The sequence below is a fragment of the uncultured Kocuria sp. genome (assembly GCF_947500125.1).
Lineage (GTDB): Bacteria > Actinomycetota > Actinomycetes > Actinomycetales > Micrococcaceae > Kocuria.
This window is the reverse complement of the sequence record NZ_CANMRA010000004.1, coordinates 26,164-47,165: the sequence shown is the minus strand read 5'-3', so window position 1 is coordinate 47,165 and position 21,002 is coordinate 26,164. Positions and strand designations below refer to the sequence as shown.

Sequence of the window (21,002 nt, the reverse complement as noted above, 5' to 3'; positions counted from 1 at the left end):
ACGCCCCGGTCGCCGACACGCGTGACCTCGCCGACCGGTCCGGGGACGGGTGCCGGGTCAGCCGGTCAGCGGCGGCGTGCGCGGCGGCACGGTGCGGCGCTCACCGGTGGCCTCGAAGGCCGCGGCGAGCCGCAGGAGCGCGGTGTCGTCGTAGGCCCGCCCGGCGAGCGTCAGCCCGACGGGCATGCCGGTGTCGGCCATCGTGCCCATCGGCACGGTGACGGTGGGGATGCCGAGGTGCCGGGGCACGAGATTGCCGTTGGCGACCCACACGCCGTTGCGCCAGGCCGGCTCCGCGGAGGCCGGGTTCACGTCGGCGTCGGCGGGCCCGACGTCGGCGACGGCCGGGAACACGACCGCGTCGAGGCCGAGCCCGTCCATCCACTGCTCCAGGTCGAGGCGGCGGGTCTCCTCCAGCCCGCGCAGCCCCTCCGCCAGGTGCGGGATCCCGGTCAGGGCCGGGACGCCGTGCTCCCGCACGAATCCGGGGTAGTCGGCGATGTCGTCGTCGAACCCGTCGTACCGGTCGGGCAGGGCGCCGGCCGGGTGCGGGAAGATCGTGGCCCCGTCCACGTCGGCGAGCCGGTGCAGGGCGGGATCGCCGTTGGCCTCGAGGAAGTCGTGCCACGCCCAGGCCGAGAGGTCCAGGATCTCCCGGTGCAGGTACTCCGGGCTCACCAGGCCCCGGGTCGCGATCGTGGGCGCGCCCGGCCGGTCGCCCTCGTAGTTGCTCACCACCGGGAGGTCGACCTCGACCACCTCGGCGCCGGCGGCCTCGAGGTCGCGGCGCGCGGCCTCCCAGAGGGCGATCACGGAGGGACGGGTCTCGATCCGCCGGCCGGTGGGGCCGCCGATCCCCGGGGCGTCGGCGGTGCCGGCCTCGGGATCGGCGTTGACGTACATCCGCGGCACCCCGAGCCGGACCCCGGCCAGGACGTCCGCGGCTCGCTCGGGATCCGGGACGGCCAGCGCAGGGTAGGAGGCGGGCCGCACCGAGGACGCCGCGGGGATCTCGATCCAGGGCTGCACCCGCCAGAAGTCGCCGCGGGGCTCGGGGTCGTCGGCGACCACCACGTCGAGCACCTCGAACAGGTCGGCCATCGTGCGGGTGTGCGGGACGACGACGTCCATCGTGGGCACGAGCGGCCAGTTGCCGCGCACCGAGATCACCCCGCGCGAGGGCGTGTAGGCGCACAGCGCGTTGTTGGAGGCCGGGGCGCGGCCCGAGGACCAGGTCTCCTCCGCGAGGCCGAACGCGGCGAAGCTCGCCGCCGTGGCCGTCCCGGAGCCGTTGGAGGAGCCCGAGCCGAAGGCCGCGGTGAGGTACTCGCCGTTGTACGGGCTCTCGGCCCGGCCGTGGACGCCGCGCTGCATGCCCCCGTTGGCCATCGGGGGCATGGTGGTCAGCCCGATCAGCACCGCGCCCCCCGCGCGCAGCCGTTCGATCGTGAAGGCGTCGTGCTGGGCCACCAGGTGCTCGAACGCGGGCGAGCCGGCCGCCACGGTGAGCCCGCGGACCCGGTAGGAGTCCTTGGCGGTGTACGGGATCCCGTCCAGCGGCCCGAGGGTCGCCCCCCGGGCCCGGCGGGCGTCGGAGGCGCGGGCCTCCTCCAGCGCCGCGGGGTTGTCCACGGCGACGGCGTTGAGCTCCGGCCCGCCGCGGTCGTAGGCCTCGATGCGCCGGAGGTAGGCGGTGACCAGCTCCTCGCTGGTCGTCCGACCGGACTCCAGGGCGGCGCGCAGCTGCCCGATGCCCGCCTCCACGACGTCGACCCCGTGACCGCTGCCCGGATCGACGACGGCGCCGGGCCTGCTGCCGGGCGTGCCGTCCGGTCCGCTGCCGAACGCGTTCACCGCCGGCCCTCCTGCTCCGTCGCGGCGCGGCGGGCGGCCGGCTGCTGCTGGGTGATGCAGTGGATGCCGCCGCCGAAGGCGAAGATGTCCCGGGCGTCGACCAGTTCGACCGTCCGGCCGGGATAGGCCTCCGCGAGGATCCCGGCGGCGACGGCGTCGTGGGGGTCGCCGAAGGCGCACAGCACGACCACGCCGTTGGCGACGTAGTGGTTGATGTAGGACCAGTCCACGAACCCGTCGCCGTCGTCGAGCACGGTGGGGGCGGGGACGTCGATCACGCGCAGCCGGCGCCCGCGGGCGTCGGTGGCGGCCTCGAGCACCGCACGGATCTGCCGGGACACCTCGAAGTCGGGGTGGCGGGGGTCGTCCTGCCGGTGCACCAGGACGGTCCCCGGTCCGGCGAAGGCGGCGACGATGTCCACGTGGCCGCGGGTGCCGAACTCGTCGTAGTCCCGGGTGAGACCGCGGGGCAGCCAGACGGCCCGGGTGGTGCCGAGGCGGGCGTGGATCTCGGCCTCGACCTGCTCCTTGGTGGCCCCAGGGTTGCGGCCGGGGTCCAGCTGGACGGTCTCGGTCAGCAGGACGGCGCCCTCCCCGTCCACGTGGAAGCCGCCTCCTTCGTTGACCAGGGTGCTGTGCCGCAGGTCCGCGCCCGCCTGCTCGGCCACGAAGCGGCCGAGGTGTTCGTCGTGGCCCCACGCGGCCCACTCCTGGGCGCCCCAGCCGTTGAACACCCAGTCCACGGCGACCAGGTCCCCGGCGGGGCCGTGGGCGAAGGTGGGCCCGGAGTCGCGCAGCCAGGCGTCGTCGAGCGGGGCCTCCACCACGTCGACGCCCTCCCCCAGCGCGGTGCGGGCGGCCTCCGCGTCGGCGGGGGCCGCCACCACGGTGACGGGCTCGTAGCGGGCGATCGTGCGGGCCACGGCCGCCCAGGCGCGCCGCGCGCGGGCGAGGGTCTCGCTGCCGGCGGGACCGAAGGTCGCGTTGGGGGTCGGGAAGGCCATCCAGGTGCGGTCGTGGGGATCCCACTCCGCGGGCATCACGGTGGTCGTGCCGGCGGTCGTGCCGGTCGTGGTCTCAGGAGCAGGGTGCATGGTCGGTGGTCCTCGGGATGCTGGGGAGGTGCTGTGGGGCTGCTGCGCGGGGCCGTGGCCCGGGGATGCGCCCCGGGCCACGGGTCCGTTCTCGTGGTCCGGCCCCCTCAGTCGAGGACCGGCAGCTCGGTGGTCTCGAAGCGCTCCCGGAAGAAGGCGGGGTTGCGCCGGTACTGGACGAGCATCACGGCGACCCCGAGCAGGAGCATGCCGACGCCGAGGACGAACACGAGCCCCACTCCGCCGATCGCGGACCCGGAGCCGTACTCCGGGTCCATGGAGTCGTAGGACGTCTGGACGAAGAAGACCAGCAGCAGGATCCCGCCGAGCAGCGGGGCCAGGAACTTCGTCAGGAAGCTCCTCGTGGTGCGGAAGGCCTCGCGGCGGAAGTACCAGACGCAGGCCAGGGCGGTGACGCCGTAGTAGAAGCAGACCATCATCCCCAGGGTGGTGATCGTGTCCCACAGGACGTTCTCGGAGACCACTCGCATCACGGCGTAGAAGACCGAGGCGATGACGGCCGCCGCGATCGTGGCGTAGCCCGGGGACTGGAAGCGCGAGGTGATCCGGGCGTACTTCGCCGGCAGCGCCCCGTAGTGGCCCATGGCGAGCATGGTGCGCGCCGGGGAGATCATCGTGGACTGCAGCGACGCCGCGGAGGAGGACAGCACGGCGAGGGACATGAGGATCGCGAACGGGCCCATCACCGGTCCGGCCAGTGCCGCGAAGACGTTCTCCTGGATCTCCTCGTTGCCCAGGCCGAGCTCGGCGCCGCCCGTGCCGGAGTAGGACAGCACGGCGAGCGAGACGGCCATGTAGAGGGCCACGATGACGAGGATGGTCGCGATGGCCGAGCGGCCGGGACCGGTGGCGGAGTCCTTGCTCTCCTCGTTGAGGGTGAGCACCACGTCCCAGCCCCAGTAGATGAACACGGACAGGGACACGCCCGCGGCGAACGCGGAGAAGGACTCCACGCCGAAGGGGTTGAACCACTCGGCGCGCACGGCGAGGCCCTCGAAGGCGGTGCCGCCGCCCACGTGGCCGAAGGCCGCGGCGGCGAACCACAGCAGGACGAGCAGCTGGAAGACCACGAGGACGTACTGCACCACCTTGGTGGCCTCCATGCCGCGGTAGGAGATCCACGCCGCGAGCGCCACGAACGCCAGGCAGGTGGCCACGTTGAGGGGGACGTTGCGGGTGAGCTCCGCGATGGCGTCGTTGCCGGTGATCTGGGCGAGGGCCAGGTAGAAGAAATCCACGGCGATGCCGGCCAGGTTGGAGAGCACCAGGATGGTGGCGGCGAGCAGACCCCAGCTGCCCATCCACCCGATCCACGGGCCGAAGGCCTTCGACACCCATGTGAAGGTGGTGCCGGAGTCGGGCATGGCCCGGTTGAGCTGCCGGTACCCCATGGCCACGAGCAGCATGGGGACGAAGCCGACGAGCAGGATCGCCGGGAGGTGGGTCCCCACCGCGGCGGCGGTGGGCCCGAGCGCCCCGGAGAGGGTGTAGGCGGGCGCGATCGTGGACACGCCGATGACCACGGAGCCGAGGAGGCCCACCGAGCCCTTGCTGAGCCCTTTCTCGTGGCGCGTGCCCTGCTGGTCGACGAGCGGTGCGGTGCCGGTGCTCATGACGCGGTCTCCTTCTCGGTCTGGGCCTGATCGGCGTCCGGGGCGGGCCGGGGCACGACGACCATCGGCACGGGGATGTGCTTGAGCAGCCGTGCTGCGGTGCTGCCCAGGAAGATCTGCCGCCCCTGGGCCAGGCGGGACGAGCCGATGAGCAGGAGTCCGCCGGGGGCCCAGTCGACGCCCTGCGCGGCCTTCTTGAGGGTCCTCCCGGCGGCGACCCGCACGCTCACGGGCCGGGTGCGGCGGGCCTCGTCCGCCGCGGCCTCGAGGTGCTCCTCGACGCGCCGGCGGACCTGCTCGGCCGTGCCCGGGTCCGCGGCCTCTCCCTCGAGGAAGGAGATGAGCTCGAGCTCGAGACCGGAGTGCTCGACCGCCCGGACGGCCTCCCGGATGACCTGGTGCGCGCCGGGGCGGGTGCCCACGGCGACGGACAGCCGGGTGAGCGGGACGTCCCCGGCGTACCGGCGCGGGGCGAGGGCCACGGGGACGGGGGAGCTGTGCAGCAGGGCGTCGACCACGGGCCCGGCCGAGAAGCGTCCTGCCCCGCTGCCGGCGCCCACCACGATCAGCTGCGCGCCGAGCTCCTCGGCGGCCCGGGCGAGGCCCGCGGCCGCGGAGCCGTCCTCCCGCAGGTGCGTGCGGGCGACGACGTCCTCCGGCACCAGCTGCTGCGCCTCCCCCAGCCAGGTGCGGGCCTGGTGCCGCACGACCGGGGCGATGTCCCCGACCGGCGGATAGACCTGCTGGTAGGGGCTGTCCGCGCGCAGCACGAGCACGATCTCCAGCTCGGCCCCGAAGGCCCGGGCCATCGCCGCCGCGAGCCGGACGGCGTCCTTGCTGGGCCGGTCCCCGTTGTAGCCGACGACGTAGCGTCCCGGCCGGTCGCCGTTCACCGTCCGGCTCCCTGCATCGCCGCGACGGGAGAGGTGCCGGCGCCGAGGATCTCGGCGGCGGCGAGCCGGCCCTGGCGCAGGGCGCCGTCGACGTGCTGGTAGCCCTCGGCGGCGAGGTCGGAGCAGGCCCAGCGGATCGGGCCCACGGGGGTGCGCTGGTGGGCGCCGTAGCGGTGCAGCCCGCCGAGGTCGTAGCTGGCGGCGTAGGCGCCGCGGGTCCACTCCTCGGAGCCGAAGTCCGACTCGTAGTAGACCACGGGGTGCAGGGCCTCCTCCCCCAGGTAGCGGGAGAGGGACTCGAGGACCAGCCGGCGACGCTCCTCGGCGGGCAGGCCGAAGAGCTCGTCGGCCTTCTCGTCCGAGACGAAGCCGACCAGGGTGCCGCGGGGGTCCCCGTGGTTGGTGTTGTCGTAGACCTCCTGGGACAGCTCGTGGGCCCCGAAGCCGGTGCCGGAGAGACCCTTGGCGCGCCAGAAGGGCGTCTCGTAGACGGCGTGCACCTTGATCACGAGGCCCAGCGACTGGTGCTGGTGCATCTGGTGCTGCAGCCGCGGCAGGGGCGGCTCGAAGGAGATCCGGGAGTAGAGGTTGGGCGGGACGGCCACGACCACGTCCTTCGCCCGCACGGTGAGCCGGTCGGACCAGACGGTCACGGGGGTGCCGGGGACGTGCTCGGCGTAGGTCTCGCCGTCGCCGGCCCAGCGGATCGTGCGCACCGGGGTGTCCAGGAAGACGACGTCCTCCCCGAGCTGGGCCGCCACGGCCTCCGAGACGGACTGCATGCCGCCGACCACGCGCCGGTCGAGGATGAAGTCCTCGTCCACGAGGTTCGAGAAGGACCCCGCGGAGGCGGCCATGAGCACGGCCTGCAGCGCGGAGAACGCGTGTGCGGGCTTGGTGAGCATCCCGCCGGCCACGAAGATCCCGATGTTGTTGCAGGCGGCCTCGTCGTCGGAGTGCTGCCGCAGCCACGCGGAGAAGGAGATGGTGTCCAGCTCCCGGGCCGCCGGGTGCGCCCACGGCTCGGTGGCGCCGATCTCCGCCACGAGCCCGTCCAGGAGCGCGACGAGCTTCTCCATCTCGGCGATCGTGGACTCCCCCGCCGGGAACATGGAGCCGGTGTAGGTGTGGCGGGTGCCGTCCGGGGCCAGGTAGACGGACTCGCCCTCGCGGTAGCGCCGGAAGGTCTCCAGGCCGAGCTCGTCGACGAGGGCGAGCAGCTCGGTCTGGTCCGGGGAGATCCACTGCCCGCCGATCTCCAGGAACGCGCCGTCCACGGTCCTCGACCAGGTCCGCCCGCCCACGCGGTCGCGGGCCTCGAGGACGGCGACGGACCTCCCGGCGGCGGCGAGCGTGCGGGCCGCCATGAGTCCGGCGGGGCCGGCCCCGACGACGACGACGTCGCGCTCGAGCGCCGTCCGGCTGCCCAGGGTGCGTTGATCGGTCACTGTGCTCTCCTTCACGCTAAAATGAACTTGATTCATTAAGCGCGCGGGCACAGCGGTCCGTCAAGACCCGCGACAAAGAATTCACACGGCGGCGGGACCGCCTACTTCTTGGTCCGGCGGCTCCCGGCGTGCCAGTCCTCCTCGACCCCGGGCCCATCCGGGGCGACGCCGAGGCCCCGCAGCCGCGGCTGCTCCCGGAGGCTGCGCTTGAGCTCGGCGAAGCCGGGGAAGCGGGCGAGGGCCACCACGTGGTCCCACAGCTCCACCGCGTCCTCCTCGGCGGGCAGGCGGCTGATGACGGGACCGAAGAAGGCCACGCCCTCCGGCGGCTCGAAGTGGATGATGGGGGTCCCGACGTCCCGGCCGGTGAGCGCCAGGGCCTCCTCCGTCTCCGCCCGGACCACCGCGTCCCACGAGCGGTCCTCGAGGGCGTCGGCGAGCTCGGCCGGGAGCCCCGTGGCGGTGAGCACCGGCTCGAGGAAGGCACGGGTCCCGCGGTGGCCCGGCCCCTCGGCGACGGGCACGGGATCGGCGTCGAAGATCCGGGCCCCGAGGCCCTCGTACAGCCGCCCGACCGCGTCGCGCCCGTGCTCCGCCCGGGTCCGCGCGGCCACGCGCAGCAGGCGCAGGCCCGCCGTGTGGGACTCCTCGTACTCCTGCGGGAACCACGTGTCGTAGTCCACGTGCTCGTTGAGCAGGCGCAGGGAGATGAACCGCCAGTCCACCCGGTACTCCCGGCGGGCCGTCACCGTGCGGACCCACGAGCTGGTCAGCCACGCGAAGGGGCACGTCGGATCGAAGTAGAAGTGGATGTCGGCGCTCTTCACCGGGCACACGCTAGGAGCCGGCGGGGCGGCGGTCAAGGACCCGGTCGCCGGGCCGCCGCCCTAGACTCGGAGGTGACCGCCCGACCCCGCGGCCCGGATCGCCCGGCCCGGACCCGCAGTACCGATCACAGGAGGATCTGCTCATGGCTCCCGCCGGCACCACTCCGCGCAGACGCGGGCGCCCGAGCAAGCCCGTGCTCTCCGAGGATCGGATCACCAAGGCCGCGATCAAGATCGTGGCCACCCGGGGCTACCAGCACCTGACGATGACGGAGCTGGCGCGGGAGCTGAAGGTCTCCACCTCGGCCCTGTACAACCACACGCCGTCGAAGCGCGATGTGCTCATCCGGGTCCAGGACGCGATCAACCAGGGGATCGACCGCTCCGCCTTCGGCGACCTCCCGTGGGACCAGGCCCTCGAGCGCTGGGCTCGGTCCTACCGGGACTGCTACGCCCAGCACACGGCCATGATCCCGATCATGGCGGTGCTGCCTGTCGCCGACTCCCCGCACACCCTGCAGATGTACGAGACCGTGGCCTCCGGCCTCGCGGACGCGGGGTGGGAGCGGGCCGGCATCGCGGACGTCATCGTCTCGATCGAGTCCCTGGTCTTCGGCGCCGCCTTCGACGCCACGGCGCCCGCCGACATCTTCGACCCCGGGGAGCGCTCGGACCTCGCCCCGGTGTTCGCCGACGCCGTGCGGGCACGGCCGGCGGACGCCGCCGCAGCGGCGGACGAGTCCTTCGAGGTGGCCCTCACCGCCATGCTGGACGGCTTCCGGCTGCGCCTGGCGACCGCACAGGAGCGGGCCGCCGCACAGGACCGGGCCGCCGGACGGGACTGAGCCGCCGGAGGCGGCCGAGCGACCCGAGGGGCGGGCCGGCTGGCCGTGGCCGGCTCAGGCGTCCAGGGCGTGCATGACGTGCTTGACCTGGGTGTACTCCTCGACCGAGTAGAGCGAGAGGTCCTTGCCGTAGCCGGAGTTCTTGAACCCGCCGTGCGGCATCTCGGAGATCAGCATGACGTGGGTGTTGACCCACACGCACCCGAACTCGAGCTCGCGGGAGACCCGCATGGCCGTGCCGTGGTCGGTGGTCCACACGCTCGAGGCCAGGGCGTAGTCGACGTCGTTGGCGAGCTCGAGCGCCTCCTCCTCCGTGGCGAAGGGCTGCACGGTGAGCACGGGACCGAAGGTCTCCTCCTGGACGAGGGCGTCGTCCTGGCGCACGCCGGTCACCACGGTGGGCTCGAAGAAGTAGCCGGGGGCGCCCTCCACCGGCTTCCCGCCGGTGACCACGCTGGCGTGCTCGGGGAGGTCGGCGAGTTTGCGGCAGACGTCCTCGAAGTGGCGGGCGTTGTTGAGCGGGCCGTAGAAGTTCTTGGACTCGTCCGCATCGCCCGTCACGATGTCCCGGGCGGCCGCGGCGAGCAGGCGCACGAACTCGTCGTGGGCGCTGTCCTGGACGAGGACGCGCGTCACCGCGGTGCAGTCCTGGCCGGCGTTGAAGGTGCCGAACTCCACGAGCGCCTTCGCGGCGGCGGGCAGGTCGGCGTCCGCGAAGACGACGGCGGGCGCCTTCCCGCCGAGCTCGAGGTGGCCTCGGGTGAGGTTCTGCGCGGCGGCGAGGGCCACGGCGCGGCCGGCGCGCACGGATCCGGTGATGGAGACCATGGCCGGGGTCCGGTGCCCGGTCATCAGGGCACCCGTGGAGCCGTCCCCCAGCAGGACGTTGACCACGCCGGCGGGGAAGATCCCGTCGACGAGCCGGGCCAGGACCAGGGTGGACTCCGGGGTGGTGTCCGAGGGCTTGAGGACCACGGTGTTGCCGGCGGCCAGGGCCGGGCCCAGCTTCCAGATCGCCATGAGCAGCGGGTAGTTCCAGGGCGTCACCTGCGCCACGACGCCGACCGGCTCGCGCCGCACGTAGGAGGTGTGCCCGCCCAGGTACTCCGCGGCGGCCTTGCCCTCGAGGGTCCGGGCGGCGCCGGCGAAGAAGCGGAGGTTGTCGGCGCCGGTGGCGACCTCCTCGTCGGCGATCATCTGCCGCGGCTGGCCGGTGTTGCGGTGCTGGGCGTCGACGAGCTCGGAGCTGTGCGCCTCGAGCGCGTCCGCGAGCCGGAGCAGCAGGAGCTGGCGCTCGCCCGGGGTGGTGCGCTTCCAGGCCGTGAACGCCTTCCGGGCGGCGGCGAAGGCCCGGTCCACATCCGTGGCGTCCGAGACCGGGGAGACGGCGACCGTCGTGCCGGTGGTGGGGTCGACGACGTCGATCCGGCCGGTGCCGTGGGCCTCGACGAAGGCGCCGTCGACGTAGTTCTGCAGGACGTCGCTCATGGTGGTTCCTCTCTGGGGACGAGAACGCGGTGCCTGCCACTCTAAATGATCGGTGTTCATTTTAGTAGGGTCCGGTGTGACCCGCGGCACGGCCCCGGCGGACGGCGCCGGACCGGGGCCGTCGACGACGACGGACCCCCGTGGCCGAGGGTGCTCGGCCGCGGGGGTCCGCCGCTGCGTGGGGCCTGCGGGAGGTCAGGCCTTCTGCACGGTGATCGACCACTCGGCCGCACCGCGCTTGCTGAACTCCGTCACCGGGTAGCCGTTCTCGGCCGCCCAGCGCGGAATGGCCTCGGTGCCCTGCGTGCAGTCGAAGTTGATGACGAGCTCGTCGCCGGCGGGCATCTCGGCCATCGCGGCCTTCGCCTCGACCACGGGGAACGGGCAGACGAGACCGTCGGTCTCGAGGACGTGCTGTGCCATGAGCGGTGCCTCCTGGGGCTGGGGGTCGGTGCGGATCAGACGCCGGCCGGGACGCGGCCCGGGGCGGCGGACTTCTTGCGGGGGGCGATGAAGATCTTGGCGGCCGCCCCCGTGCCGAGGATCATGACGGCGAAGCTGACCCAGCCCTGCCACTCGAACGCGGCGGTGGCGACCAGGGCGTTGCCGATGGTGCAGCCCCCGGCCCACGCCGCGCCGATGCCCATGAGGGCGCCGCCGCCGATGGAGCGCACGATCGTCTGCGCGTCGGGGACGCGGAGCTTGAACTCGCCCGAGCCCTTGGCGGCGATGAACGAGCCGATCAGGATGCCGAGGACCAGGAACACGCCCCAGTCGACGAGCTCGACGTCGCCCGTGGTCAGGTAGCTCGCGATGTTGGCGGACGGGGTGGTGATGCCGAGACCGGACTCGCGGCCGGTGGCCCAGCTGGCGGGCCAGGCGATGATCGCGATGACGCCGATGACCAGCGCGGTCGCGAACGGGTTCCACGCCTTCTCGAACAGCAGGTGGTTCAGGCCGGTCTTCTCCGGCGGGAGGGTCGCGAACCTCGCCCGCGGCTTGGTGAGGTGGTGGCGGGCCCACACGCCGGCGATGCCGACGAGGACCAGCACGAGCACCCACGGGGAGACACCGAGGGTCTCGTGGATCGACCCCTGGGTCCCGACCGTGACGCCCCGCACGGCCTCGGTGGTCCCGGCCAGCGGGCCGTACTTGGAGACGGCCGCGAACAGGGCGTAGAAGATGAGCGCGAACCAGGAGCCGACGAGCCCCTCGGACGTGCGGTAGTAGGTTCCGGTGGCGCAGCCGCCGGCGAGCACGATGCCGAAGCCGAAGACGAAGCCGCCGACGATCGTGGCCAGCCACGGGAAGGCCGAGGCCTCGAGGGTGATGACACCGAGGGCGTTCAGCACCCAGATGCCGACCGCCTGGACGGCGATGGCCACGAAGAAGGCGGACAGCCACCACGTGTTCTTCGCGATCCAGACGTCGCGGAACGCGCCGGTGACGCAGAAGCGGCCGCGCTGGAGGACGAATCCGAGGGCGGCACCGATGAGAAGTCCTGTAGTGAGCACCGCAGAACGCTATCCGCCCCGCGGCGGGCGCTCCAGCGCACTGTCACCCGCCGTAGCATTGTGGTGCAGGACACACCTCCGTCCGGGCTCCCGCACCGGACCCCGGACCGGCCTTCGGAGGGCGAGCAGATGAGACGACCCCGGCCCGACGCTCCCGGCCCCGGCCAGGAGTCCGTGTGGGACTACCCGAGACCGCCCCGGACGGAGCCCAGCCAGGAGCACGTGGAGGTGTGGCTGGGCGGCGAGCGCATCGCCTCGACCACGGCTGCGCTGCGGGTGCTCGAGACCAGCCACCCGCCCACCTACTACCTTCCCCGCGAGGCCTTCGCCGACGGCAGCCTCGTCCCGTGCGAGGGGAGCTCGTGGTGCGAGTGGAAGGGCGCGGCGGCGTACTTCGACGTGCGGGGCGGGGAGCGCACCGTCCCCCGGGCGGCCTGGACCTACCCCTCCCCCGCGCCGGGCTTCGAGTCCCTGCGCGGGCACGTGGCCCTGATGCCCGCGCTGATGGACCGCTGCCTCGTCGCCGGGGAGCGGGTGCGCCCGCAGGAGGGCGGGTCCTACGGGGGCTGGATCACCTCGCGGGTGGCCGGCCCGTTCAAAGGCGCCCCCGGCAGCCGGGGCTGGTGAGCCCGCGATGCCCCGCGCCCCGTGGTCCGCGCTCGTGCTGACCGCCCTGCTCCTGACCACCGCGTGCGCGCAGCGGGATCCCGCCGGGGCGGCCCCCACGACCCCGGAGGCACCGACGAGCCCGGGGGCACCGACGGCCCCGAGCACGCCGACGGCCCCGGCGGTGCCGGCGGAGGGGCTGGTGATCGAGGTGGCCCACACCGGGGGCTTCACCACTCCGGAGCTGCTGGCGTCCCGGCTGCCCGTGGTCAGCGTCCACGCCGACGGCCGGGTCATCACCCAGGGCCCGCAGATCGCGGTCTTCCCGCCCCCGGCCCTGCCCGCTCTGCAGGTGCAGCAGGTCGACGAGGACGCCGTTGCCGTGCTGATCGAGCGCGCGCTCCGCGCGGGGGTCGGCGAGTCCACGGACCTCGGCAGCCCGCCGGTGGCCGATCTGCCCTCGACGCGCTTCACCGTGCGCACCCAGGACGAGACCTATGTGCGGGAGGTGTACGCCCTGGGCGCCGAAACGCCTCCCGGTCCGCCGGGCGGGGACCGGCCCGGGGACGTGGACGACACCCTGACGCCGGGGCAGCGGGCCGCACGGGCCGAGCTGCAGGCCCTCGTCCAAGAGCTGAGCGACCCGGCCTCGGTGCTGCCGGAGGACGCCGTCGGGGAGTACGAGGCCTACGTCCCGGAGCGGGTCGCCGGTGTGGTCACCGAGTGGCGGGATCCGCGGAACGGCCCGGAGCCCCGTCCCGTGCCGTGGCCGGGACCGCCGCTGCCCGGGGAACCGCTCGAGCCGCGCCTGGGGCTCAGCTGCGTGCTGGCCACGGGCGAACAGGCCCGCGCCGTCCTGGACGCTGCGGGGGCGGCCGACACGCTGACGCCCTGGGTGGCCGAGGACGGCGAGCGCTGGTCGGTCCTCCTCCGCCCGCTGCTGCCCCACGAGGAGGACTGCACGGACCTCGCAGGGTGGTGAGCGCGCCCGGCCGCGCGCCGTCCGGCTCCCGACCGCGGGCGTCCCCGCCCGGGATCGGCCCGGCGTGAACAACCGGGAACGCCCGGCGGGGACGCTGCGGCCGGGCGCCGTCGCCAGGGTGCCGCCGCCGGAGCGGCGGCGCCCGACCGCGGCCCGGCGACGTTTGGCGCCGTTCCGCGTCAGCCGGTCGAGGAGGACGGGGTGCGCGGCCGCCCCGGTCGCTCGGCGGCCGGTTCGGCCGCCTCCGCGTAGGGGCGCAGCCGGATGAGGGCCAGGGCCGCGAGAGCGACGACCACCGCCACCCCCACGTAGAGCTGCGTGGGGGTCCAGCCGGTGTCCAGCAGCGCGCCGACCGCGATGGGAGCCAGGATCGCCCCGGCCCGCCCCACCCCGATGCCCCAGCCCACGCCGGTGGTCCGGATCCCGGGCTCGTAGGTCATGGGCGCCACTGTGTAGAGGCCGGCGATGCAGCCGTTGATGAGCATGCCGACCACCACGCCGGATGAGAACGCCAGCAGCGGCACCGACGTGGTGGTGATGAACAGGACGAGGGTCACCGCGGAGAGCACGGTGAAGGACATCAGGGTCAGCCGCTCGTCCCACCGGGTGGTCAGCACCCCGTAGAGCAGGGAGCCGAAGGTGCCGCCCATCGTGAGCATGAGACCGCCGATGATGCCCTGCTGCTCGGTCATCCCGGTCTCCACGAGGAGCCGGGGCGTCCAGGAGTTGGCGAAGTAGAAGCCGAACATGATGACGAAGAAGGCGGTCCACAGCAGGAGGGTCGCGGTGCGGTAGCGGCCGCTGAGCAGCATGCCGACGCTGCTCCGCCGACCGTCCGCGCCGGCCGGGGCGGGGCCGAGCTCCACCTCGCCGTCGAGGCGGATGCGCCGGGCGATGCGGTTCAGCTTCTGCACGGCGCCCGCCGGCCGCCGGGTGCGGAGGTAGTCGACGGACTCGGGCAGCACGGCCACCACGAGGGCGATCGCCACGAGGGTGAGCAAGCCTCCGGTGAGGAACACGGAGCGCCAGCCGAAGGCCGGGATCAGCTGGGTCGCGCCCATGCCGCCGAGGGTGGCGCCCACGCCGTAGCCCGCGGTGAAGATGCTCACGGCCATGCCGCGGCGGCGGGCGCTGGCGTACTCGCTGGTGATCACCGTGGCGGAGGCGAGGATGCCGCCCACGCCCAGGCCGGTGACGACCCGCCACAGCCCGAGCTCGAGCACGCTCCCGGCCGTGGTGGACAGGAACAGCCCGAGGGCGTTGACGGCGAGGGCCACGACGAGGATCTTCCGCCGGCCGTACCGGTCCGCGAAGGGCCCCAGCACGAGGGAGCCCGCGGCCATGCCGATGAGCCCGGCGCTGAGCAGCCAGCCCAGCTGGGAGCCGGAGAGCCCGAACTCCTCGGTAACGGACGTGGCCGTGAACGCCATGGCGAGGACGTCGTAGCCGTCGAGGGCGTTGAGGAACGTGGTCACCGCGATGATGAGCCACTGGTACGACGACATCCTGGATGCGTCGATCTGGTGTCGGATGTCCATGGGAGGCCTCTCAGGGGACGTCGATGGTCAGGACGGCGGCCGGGCGCTCGCCGGGGACGGTCTCCGGCGCGGCGGAGACCGCCCGCGAGACGCAGCAGCACATGGACGTGCCGGTCTCCTTCTGCCGGTCCGAGTAGAACACGTCGCGGTGGTCGATCCGCCCGGCCAGACCGAGGACCTTGACCTGGCAGAGCCCGCACTCGCCCTTGCGGCAGTCGGACATCATGTCGAGGCCCTCCCGCTCGAGGGCCTCGAGCAGGGACTCGTCGGAGCCGACGACGGTCTCGGCGCCCAGCCGCGGCACGCGGACCACGAACGGCTCGGCGTCGAACCAGCCGCTGTTGCCGAAGGTCTCGTAGCGCAGGCTGGTGCGGTCGAGCCCCCGCTCGGCCCAGGCGCGGCGCACCGCGTCCATGAGCCGGATCGGGCCGCACATGTAGAGCTCGGCGCTCTCCGGCACACCGGCCACGAGGGCCGGGACGTCGAGCGAGCCGCCCTCGTCGTCGACGTGCGCCTCGAGCCGGTCCCCGTGCAGGGCCGCCAGGTCGTCGAGGTAGGCCATCGCGGCGCGGGAGCGCGCGACGTAGACGAGGCGGTAGTCCGCTCCGAGCCGGCGCAGCAGGGCGGCCATCCCGGCGACGGCCGTGATGCCGATGCCGCCGGCCAGCAGGACGTAGGACGGGGCCCCGACGCGCAGCGGGAAGTTCTGCAGCGGCTGGGTGATCTCGAGGACCTGCCCGGGCTCGAGTCCGTGCATGAACACGGACCCGCCGCGGGAGGTGGGGGTGCGGAAGACGCTGAGGGCGAGCTGCGTGCCGTCGTCGGCGGCGTCGACCACCGAGTAGGAGCGCACCTGCGGCTCGCCGTGGACGAGGACGCGGACGTCCACGTGCTCGCCGGGCCGCACGGGCCGGGGCTGCTCGGGACGCAGGACGACGCGCCGGATGCCGGCGGCGACGTCCTCGGCGGCGACGACGGCGGCGTTCTGCCAGATCTCGTGCTGGGAATCGGCCACGGTCGCCCCTCAGGCCCCGGCGGGAGCGGTCGGGGAGGCGGCGGGGCGGCCCTCCGCCTCGAGCGCCCGCTCGAGGAGCCGGCGCACCCACATCCCGCCCATGTCGATGTTGAGGTTGTAGAACTCGTGCTCGGGGTTGGCGTCGATGGCCGCCTGCTGGGCCTGCAGCATGGCCTCGTCCTCGCCGAAGACCCCGTGCACGCCGTTGCGCAGTTGGGTGGTGATGAGCTGGCTCTCCAGGCGGTAGTTGCGCATGAAGGCCCAGAAGTAGTGGCAGGAGCGGTCCGTCTCCGGGGTGATCGTGTTCATCACGTAGCCGTTGACCCCGCGGGAGCGGTCCCCCTCCGGTGCCCCGGTGCCGGCCTCGGCGACGCCGACGTCGATGCAGATGGTGGAGGGGAAGATGTAGTGGATGATCTGCCAGCGGTCCACCTTGCCCTCGAAGCCGGGGAACCGGTCCCGCATGTTCTTGAGCCAGAAGGGCGGGGCGTCGATGTTGCGCATCCAGCGGGTCACGGTCACGGAGTTCTCGTCGTGGGTGGTCTCGAACTCCGACTCGGACAGCTCCTCCTGGCCGATGCTGGAGGAGTGCACGAACTCCTCGTGGGTGAGGTCCATGAGGTTGTCCAGGACGAGCTGGTAGTTGCAGGGGGCGTGGATGGTCTCGCCGTCGCCGGCCCACTCGGGGCTGTCCATCTGGTGCATGTCGGGCAGCAGGGCGGGGTCCGCCCGCGTGGGGTCGCCGAGCCAGACCCACACGTAGCGGTGGCGCTCGAGCACCGGGTAGGAGGGCACCGTGGCGGAGGGGTTCAGCGTCTCCTGGGCGGGCATCGAGGTGCACCGCCCCGCGGCGTTGTAGCGCAGCCCGTGGTACGGGCACTGGATTTCGTCGCGGCCCACCAGCTTCCCCTGGGACAGCGGGGCGAGCCGGTGCCAGCAGGCGTCCGCCAGCGCCACGGGGCGCCCGTCCTCGGTGCGGTACAGGGCCAGCGGGCGGCCCGCCACGGTGCGGGACAGGATGCCCTTGGCGGTGATCTCGTGGTCCCACCCGGCCACGTACCAGGCGTCGAGCGGGTGGGACAGGAGCTTGGCGGTGGAGGTGGTCTTCGTGGCGGCGACGGTCATGGCGCGGTCCTCTGCTGGGCGGTCCGGGGCGAGCACGGCCACTCACTATCTTGATAGTTAGTTGGTGGCGCAGCACACACAATACCTATGTCCATAGTGAGTGACAAGGGTCACGGGGCGCTCCTCCCGGCTAGGCTCAGCAGGACGACGCCCTGCTTCGACGGAAGGAACCGCCCGTGAGCCTCCGCTCGGCCCTGCTGGCACTGCTCTCTTCGGGGCCGCTGACGGGCTACGACGTGGTCAAGCAGTTCAGCACCTCCGTGGGCCACGTCTGGCACGCCCCGGACTCGCAGATCTACCCGGAGCTGCGCAAGATGCACGCGGAGGGGCTGCTCGCGAGCCGGCCCGTCCCGTGGGGCTCGCGCGGGGCCACCAAGACGGAGTACTCGATCACGCCCGAGGGCGAGCGCGCCCTGCGGCAGTGGCAGGACCAGCCGTTCGGCTACGTCCGGGAGCGGGACCCCGCCCACCTCCGGGCCGCCTATTTCGAGTGGGCGTCCCCCGGGGCCGCGGCCGCGCAGCTGCGGGCCCACATCGAGCACTACCGGGACCAGCGCGCGCAGGCCCTCCAGCAGATCAGGGCGCTCCAGGACCGCACGAGCCCCACGCTGGCACGCCGGCTGGCGGCCAACCCTGAGGACCAGTGGGAGCGGATCACCCGGTTCAAGGTCTTCGCCTACGAGGGTCAGGTGGCCCGCGCCGAGCAGGAGATCGCCTGGGCGGAGCGCGGCCTGCGGCTGCTAGAGGAACTGGGCGAGCTCGGCGAGCCCGGCACCCCCTGACGCCCGGCGGACGACCCCGGCGCACCCGGGACGTGCCCGGGGTGCGCCCGGGTGTGCCGGGGGCGTCCGGGTCGCTCCGTGACGCGCCCCGCGCCGCGTCCGGCGCCGCTCCCGCCCGGCGCACCGGCCGGTGCGTAGGCTGGCCGGACCCCCCTGCCTCCGGCCCCAGGACAGACCATGACCCGCTCGTCGCTGCCCCTCCCTCTCGTCCCGGCCCTGTGCGCCGCGCTCCTCCTGACCGGCTGCGCCCAGGGCGCCGACCCGGGCGCGGCGGCGACACCGGCGGCGAGCGCATCGTCGTCGGCCGCCCCGTCACCGACCCCCACGCCCGAGGAGCCCGCGGAGCTGATCGGCGGGGGCACCGAGGTGTTCCCCGACCGGCGGATGGTGGCCCTCTACGGCCGCCCCGGGACGCCGGCCCTGGGCGTGCTCGGCGAGCAGGGCCCCGAGGAGTCGGCCGTCCGGGCGAAGGAGCTCGCCACCCAGTACGAGCCCTTCAGCGAGGTGCCGGTGGTGCCCGCGTTCGAGATCATCGCGACCACGGCGTCCGCGGGGCCCGGCGAGGACGGGGACTACTCCGAGGAGCTCCCGGTCGAGGAGCTGCGTCCCTACGTGGAGGCCGCGGCGGAGCAGGACGTCTACGTGGTGCTGGACCTCCAGCCCGGCCGGCAGGACTTCCTGAGCCAGGCGCAGCAGTACCAGGAGCTGCTCGAACTGCCCAACGTGGGCCTGGCCCTGGACCCGGAGTGGCGCCTGGCCCCGGGCCAGGTGCACATGGTGCAGATCGGTTCGGTGGACGCGGCCGAGATCAACGCGACCACGGCGTGGCTCGCCGAGCTGACCCGGGAGAACGACCTGCCGCAGAAGGTGGTGGTCCTGCACCAGTTCGCGGAGTCGATGATCACGAACCGCCACCTCGTGGACGCCTCCCGCCCGGAGCTCGCGCTCGTCCTGCACGCCGACGGCCACGGCACCCCCGAGCTGAAGAGGGGGACGTGGGAGCGGCTGCAGCAGGGCCTGCCGGAGGGGATCCGGATGGCGTGGAAGAACTTCTACGACGAGGACACCCCGACCTTCACGCCCGAGGAGACGTCCGCAATCGAGCCGCAGCCCTGGTTCGTCTCTTACCAGTAACCCCTCGGCCGGCGGTGCCTCCCTGCCTACGATGAGCAGGAGCGGCTCGGCAGCCCGCCGGACCGCCGACCGAGGAGGACCCCATGAAGGCACTCGTCTACCACGGACCGGGCAGCAAGGCGTGGGAGGACGCCCCGGACCCGACCCTCCAGGACCCCACCGACGTCATCGCGAAGGTCGACACGACCACCATCTGCGGCACCGACCTGCACATCCTCAAGGGGGACGTCCCGGCCGTCACGGACGGCCGGATCCTCGGCCACGAGGCGGTGGGCACGATCACCGAGGTCGGGGACGCCGTGACCGGGCTCCAGCCCGGCGACCGGATCATCATCCCGGCCGTCACCAACTGCGGGAAGTGCTCCTACTGCAGGAACAACCAGCCCTCCCACTGCCAGACCCTGGGCGGGGTCGGCTGGGTGTTCGGGCACCTCATCGACGGGACGCAGGCCGAGTACGTGCGCGTGCCGTTCGCGGAGACCTCCGTGCACAAGGTCCCCGAGGGACTCGACGACGAGGACGTGCTGTTCCTGACCGACGCCCTGCCCACGGGATTCGAGATCGGGATCCTCAACGGCAACACGAAGCCCGGCGACACGGTCGCGATCGTGGGCGCGGGGCCGGTGGGCCTGGGCGCGGTCATGACGGCCAACCTCTGCGGCGCCGGACGGGTCATCACCGTTGACCTCGACGAGAACCGGATGGACAAGGCGCTCGAGCTCGGGGCCACGGACAAGGTCAACGCCGGGGACCCGGACGCCGTCGAGCGGATCAAGGCCCTGTCCCCGGACGGCCTCGGCGTGGACGTGGCCATCGAGGCCGTGGGCGTGCCCGAGACCTTCCGGACCTGCCTGGACGTGGTCCGGCCCTACGGCACCGTGGCCAACGCCGGCGTGCACGGCAAGCCGGTGGAGCTGCCCCTGGACCGGATGTGGATCTCCAACGTCCGCATCAACATGGGACTCGTGGACTGCCGCACCGTGGGCAACCTGCTGAACATGGTCCGCTCCGGCCGGCTGGACGCGAAGGCGATGGCCACCCACCGCTTCACCATGTCCCAGATGGAGGAGGCCTACGAGCTGTTCGGCAACGCCGCGCAGCACCAGGCGGTGAAGGTGGTCATCACGGCCGACTGAGCAGCCGCGGCCCGGCCGCGGCCAGACGCTTGCTAGCGTGTGGCCGTGCGGACCGACAGACTCCAGAACCCCCGGCAGCGGAAGACCATCGACCGGCTCGCCCGGTGGCTCGTCCGCGCCCACGGGGCCGAGCCGGGCTGGGACGCGCTCGTGCTGGACGTCCTGAGCGTGGGCCGGGACCTGCGCCTGCAGGTGCGGGAGGTCCGCGGCGACCACACGGTCCGCCGCCCCGTGGACGCCGGGGGCCTGCGCAACGCCCCGCGGCGGCTGGCCCGGGCGCTCCAGGACGACTACGTCGATCTCGTCGACGGGTCGTGGCTGTCCGCCACGCTGATCGTCACCGTGGCCGAGCGGCGCTGGCAGCGCCCCGGCGTGGAGCTGGTGCTCAACTACGACGACGACCCCGCCCTCCCGGCGCACGCCCCGCACCCGGTCGCCGCGGAGGACTGGCGGCGGCACCTCGGTCACTACCGGCGGATGGACCGCCGGATCCCGGACTGGCTGCGGGAACGCCTGGTCCGGGCCGGGCTCGACGTCCCGGAGCGCTGAGCGCGCGCTGTTCGCCGCGCTGTTCGCCCTGGGGGGAACCACCACCCCCCAGCGCCCCTGCTATTCCCTCAGCATGCTGACAGGTCTAGTCTGGTAGCACCTGTTCACCGACCGGAGGGAGAGCCCATGGGACTCGGAGACAAGATCAGCAACGCCGCGGAGAAGGCGGGCGGCACCGCTAAGGAAAAGGTCGGCGACGCCACCGACAACCGCGACCTCCAGGCCGAGGGCCAGGCGGACAAGATGTCCGGCAGCGCCAAGCAGGCCGGCGAGAACGTCAAGGACGCGGGCAAGAACTTCAAGGACGGAATGTAGCAGCACGGTTCAGCCGTCGAACCACACGGAGGGCCCCGGTGTCGCAGTCGACGCCGGGGCCCTTCGCCGTGCCCCGCCTCTCGTCCACGAGGAGTCCCGTTCCGCCTCCTGCCACCGCGAGGAGTCCCGTTCCGTCGGATTGCACTGCTCGGACCGACAGAACCAGACCCGTCAGCGCACGGGACGGCCGCCCGCCGCCTTCGAGGCCCTCGAGGCCCTCGAG

General features: G+C 73.2%; 20 protein-coding genes. 8 read left to right on the top strand and 12 right to left on the bottom strand.

Going from position 1 to position 21,002, the window contains the following annotated elements; genetic code table 11:
• Positions 1–57: 57 nt before the first annotated feature.
• The 6 genes from Q0817_RS03810 to Q0817_RS03785 all read right to left on the bottom strand — a co-directional run bounded on the left by Q0817_RS03810 (position 58) and on the right by Q0817_RS03785 (position 7,750).
• A complete protein-coding gene (locus Q0817_RS03810) occupies positions 58–1,764 on the bottom strand; it encodes an amidase (protein WP_298584937.1) in 1,707 nt (568 codons plus the stop codon).
• Positions 1,765–1,850: 86 nt separating this feature from the next.
• A complete protein-coding gene (locus tag Q0817_RS03805) occupies positions 1,851–2,948 on the bottom strand; it encodes an agmatine/peptidylarginine deiminase (RefSeq protein WP_298584579.1) in 1,098 nt (365 codons plus the stop codon).
• Between the two features lie 107 nt (positions 2,949–3,055).
• Positions 3,056–4,582 (bottom strand): APC family permease, encoded by a 1,527-nt coding sequence (locus Q0817_RS03800; protein ID WP_298584577.1) that lies wholly within the window; start codon positions 4,580–4,582, stop codon positions 3,056–3,058.
• On the bottom strand, positions 4,579–5,475 hold the full coding sequence (locus tag Q0817_RS03795; protein WP_298584575.1) for a universal stress protein: 897 nt from the start codon (positions 5,473–5,475) through the stop codon (positions 4,579–4,581). The genes Q0817_RS03800 and Q0817_RS03795 overlap by 4 nt, the downstream gene beginning before the upstream one ends.
• Entirely contained in the window at positions 5,472–6,923 is a 1,452-nt protein-coding gene (locus Q0817_RS03790; protein WP_298584573.1) for an NAD(P)/FAD-dependent oxidoreductase, read from the bottom strand. The genes Q0817_RS03795 and Q0817_RS03790 overlap by 4 nt, the downstream gene beginning before the upstream one ends.
• Before the next feature lie 101 nt (positions 6,924–7,024).
• Positions 7,025–7,750, bottom strand: coding sequence for a hypothetical protein (locus Q0817_RS03785; RefSeq protein ID WP_298584572.1), 726 nt, complete (start codon positions 7,748–7,750; stop codon positions 7,025–7,027).
• A 143-nt stretch (positions 7,751–7,893) separates the two neighbouring features.
• On the opposite strand from Q0817_RS03785, the gene Q0817_RS03780 reads away from it, so the two are divergent.
• Positions 7,894–8,595, top strand: coding sequence for a TetR/AcrR family transcriptional regulator (locus tag Q0817_RS03780; RefSeq protein ID WP_298584568.1), 702 nt, complete (start codon positions 7,894–7,896; stop codon positions 8,593–8,595).
• A gap of 54 nt (positions 8,596–8,649) precedes the next feature.
• Here Q0817_RS03780 and Q0817_RS03775 read toward each other — a convergent pair whose 3' ends face one another.
• From Q0817_RS03775 to Q0817_RS03765, 3 genes are all read right to left on the bottom strand, one after another.
• Positions 8,650–10,083 (bottom strand): aminobutyraldehyde dehydrogenase, encoded by a 1,434-nt coding sequence (locus tag Q0817_RS03775; protein ID WP_298584567.1) that lies wholly within the window; start codon positions 10,081–10,083, stop codon positions 8,650–8,652.
• Positions 10,084–10,278: 195 nt separating this feature from the next.
• Positions 10,279–10,506, bottom strand: coding sequence for a sulfurtransferase TusA family protein (locus Q0817_RS03770; RefSeq protein ID WP_298584565.1), 228 nt, complete (start codon positions 10,504–10,506; stop codon positions 10,279–10,281).
• A gap of 35 nt (positions 10,507–10,541) precedes the next feature.
• Positions 10,542–11,597, bottom strand: coding sequence for a YeeE/YedE family protein (locus Q0817_RS03765; protein ID WP_298584564.1), 1,056 nt, complete (start codon positions 11,595–11,597; stop codon positions 10,542–10,544).
• Between the two features lie 129 nt (positions 11,598–11,726).
• Here Q0817_RS03765 and Q0817_RS03760 point away from each other — a divergent pair, with 129 nt between their 5' ends.
• A complete protein-coding gene (locus Q0817_RS03760) occupies positions 11,727–12,224 on the top strand; it encodes a DUF427 domain-containing protein (RefSeq protein ID WP_298584563.1) in 498 nt (165 codons plus the stop codon).
• A gap of 7 nt (positions 12,225–12,231) precedes the next feature.
• Positions 12,232–13,185, top strand: coding sequence for a hypothetical protein (locus Q0817_RS03755; protein WP_298584562.1), 954 nt, complete (start codon positions 12,232–12,234; stop codon positions 13,183–13,185).
• 179 nt (positions 13,186–13,364) lie between these two features.
• Here the strand turns inward: Q0817_RS03755 and Q0817_RS03750 are convergent, their stop codons facing one another.
• Genes Q0817_RS03750 through Q0817_RS03740 form a run of 3 tightly spaced genes read right to left on the bottom strand, consistent with a single transcriptional unit; the run spans position 13,365 to position 16,863 of the window.
• Positions 13,365–14,690: an MFS transporter gene (locus Q0817_RS03750; protein ID WP_298584560.1), complete on the bottom strand. Its 1,326-nt coding sequence runs from the start codon at positions 14,688–14,690 to the stop codon at positions 13,365–13,367.
• A gap of 43 nt (positions 14,691–14,733) precedes the next feature.
• A complete protein-coding gene (locus tag Q0817_RS03745) occupies positions 14,734–15,738 on the bottom strand; it encodes a PDR/VanB family oxidoreductase (RefSeq protein ID WP_298584558.1) in 1,005 nt (334 codons plus the stop codon).
• A gap of 9 nt (positions 15,739–15,747) precedes the next feature.
• Positions 15,748–16,863 (bottom strand): aromatic ring-hydroxylating dioxygenase subunit alpha, encoded by a 1,116-nt coding sequence (locus tag Q0817_RS03740; protein WP_298584556.1) that lies wholly within the window; start codon positions 16,861–16,863, stop codon positions 15,748–15,750.
• Positions 16,864–17,039: 176 nt separating this feature from the next.
• On the opposite strand from Q0817_RS03740, the gene Q0817_RS03735 reads away from it, so the two are divergent.
• The 5 genes from Q0817_RS03735 (at position 17,040) to Q0817_RS03715 (ending at position 20,779) form a co-directional block, all read left to right on the top strand.
• Positions 17,040–17,645 (top strand): PadR family transcriptional regulator, encoded by a 606-nt coding sequence (locus Q0817_RS03735; protein ID WP_298584554.1) that lies wholly within the window; start codon positions 17,040–17,042, stop codon positions 17,643–17,645.
• A 177-nt stretch (positions 17,646–17,822) separates the two neighbouring features.
• Positions 17,823–18,779, top strand: a complete 957-nt coding sequence (locus tag Q0817_RS03730; protein WP_298584552.1) for a hypothetical protein — start codon at positions 17,823–17,825, stop codon at positions 18,777–18,779.
• Between the two features lie 83 nt (positions 18,780–18,862).
• On the top strand, positions 18,863–19,915 hold the full coding sequence (locus Q0817_RS03725; protein WP_298584550.1) for a zinc-dependent alcohol dehydrogenase family protein: 1,053 nt from the start codon (positions 18,863–18,865) through the stop codon (positions 19,913–19,915).
• Between the two features lie 45 nt (positions 19,916–19,960).
• Positions 19,961–20,464 carry a hypothetical protein gene (locus Q0817_RS03720; RefSeq protein WP_298584548.1) on the top strand — a complete coding sequence of 168 codons (504 nt, stop codon included), beginning with the start codon at positions 19,961–19,963 and terminating at the stop codon, positions 20,462–20,464.
• Positions 20,465–20,590: 126 nt separating this feature from the next.
• Positions 20,591–20,779, top strand: a complete 189-nt coding sequence (locus Q0817_RS03715; RefSeq protein ID WP_298584545.1) for a CsbD family protein — start codon at positions 20,591–20,593, stop codon at positions 20,777–20,779.
• Positions 20,780–21,002: the final 223 nt, after the last annotated feature.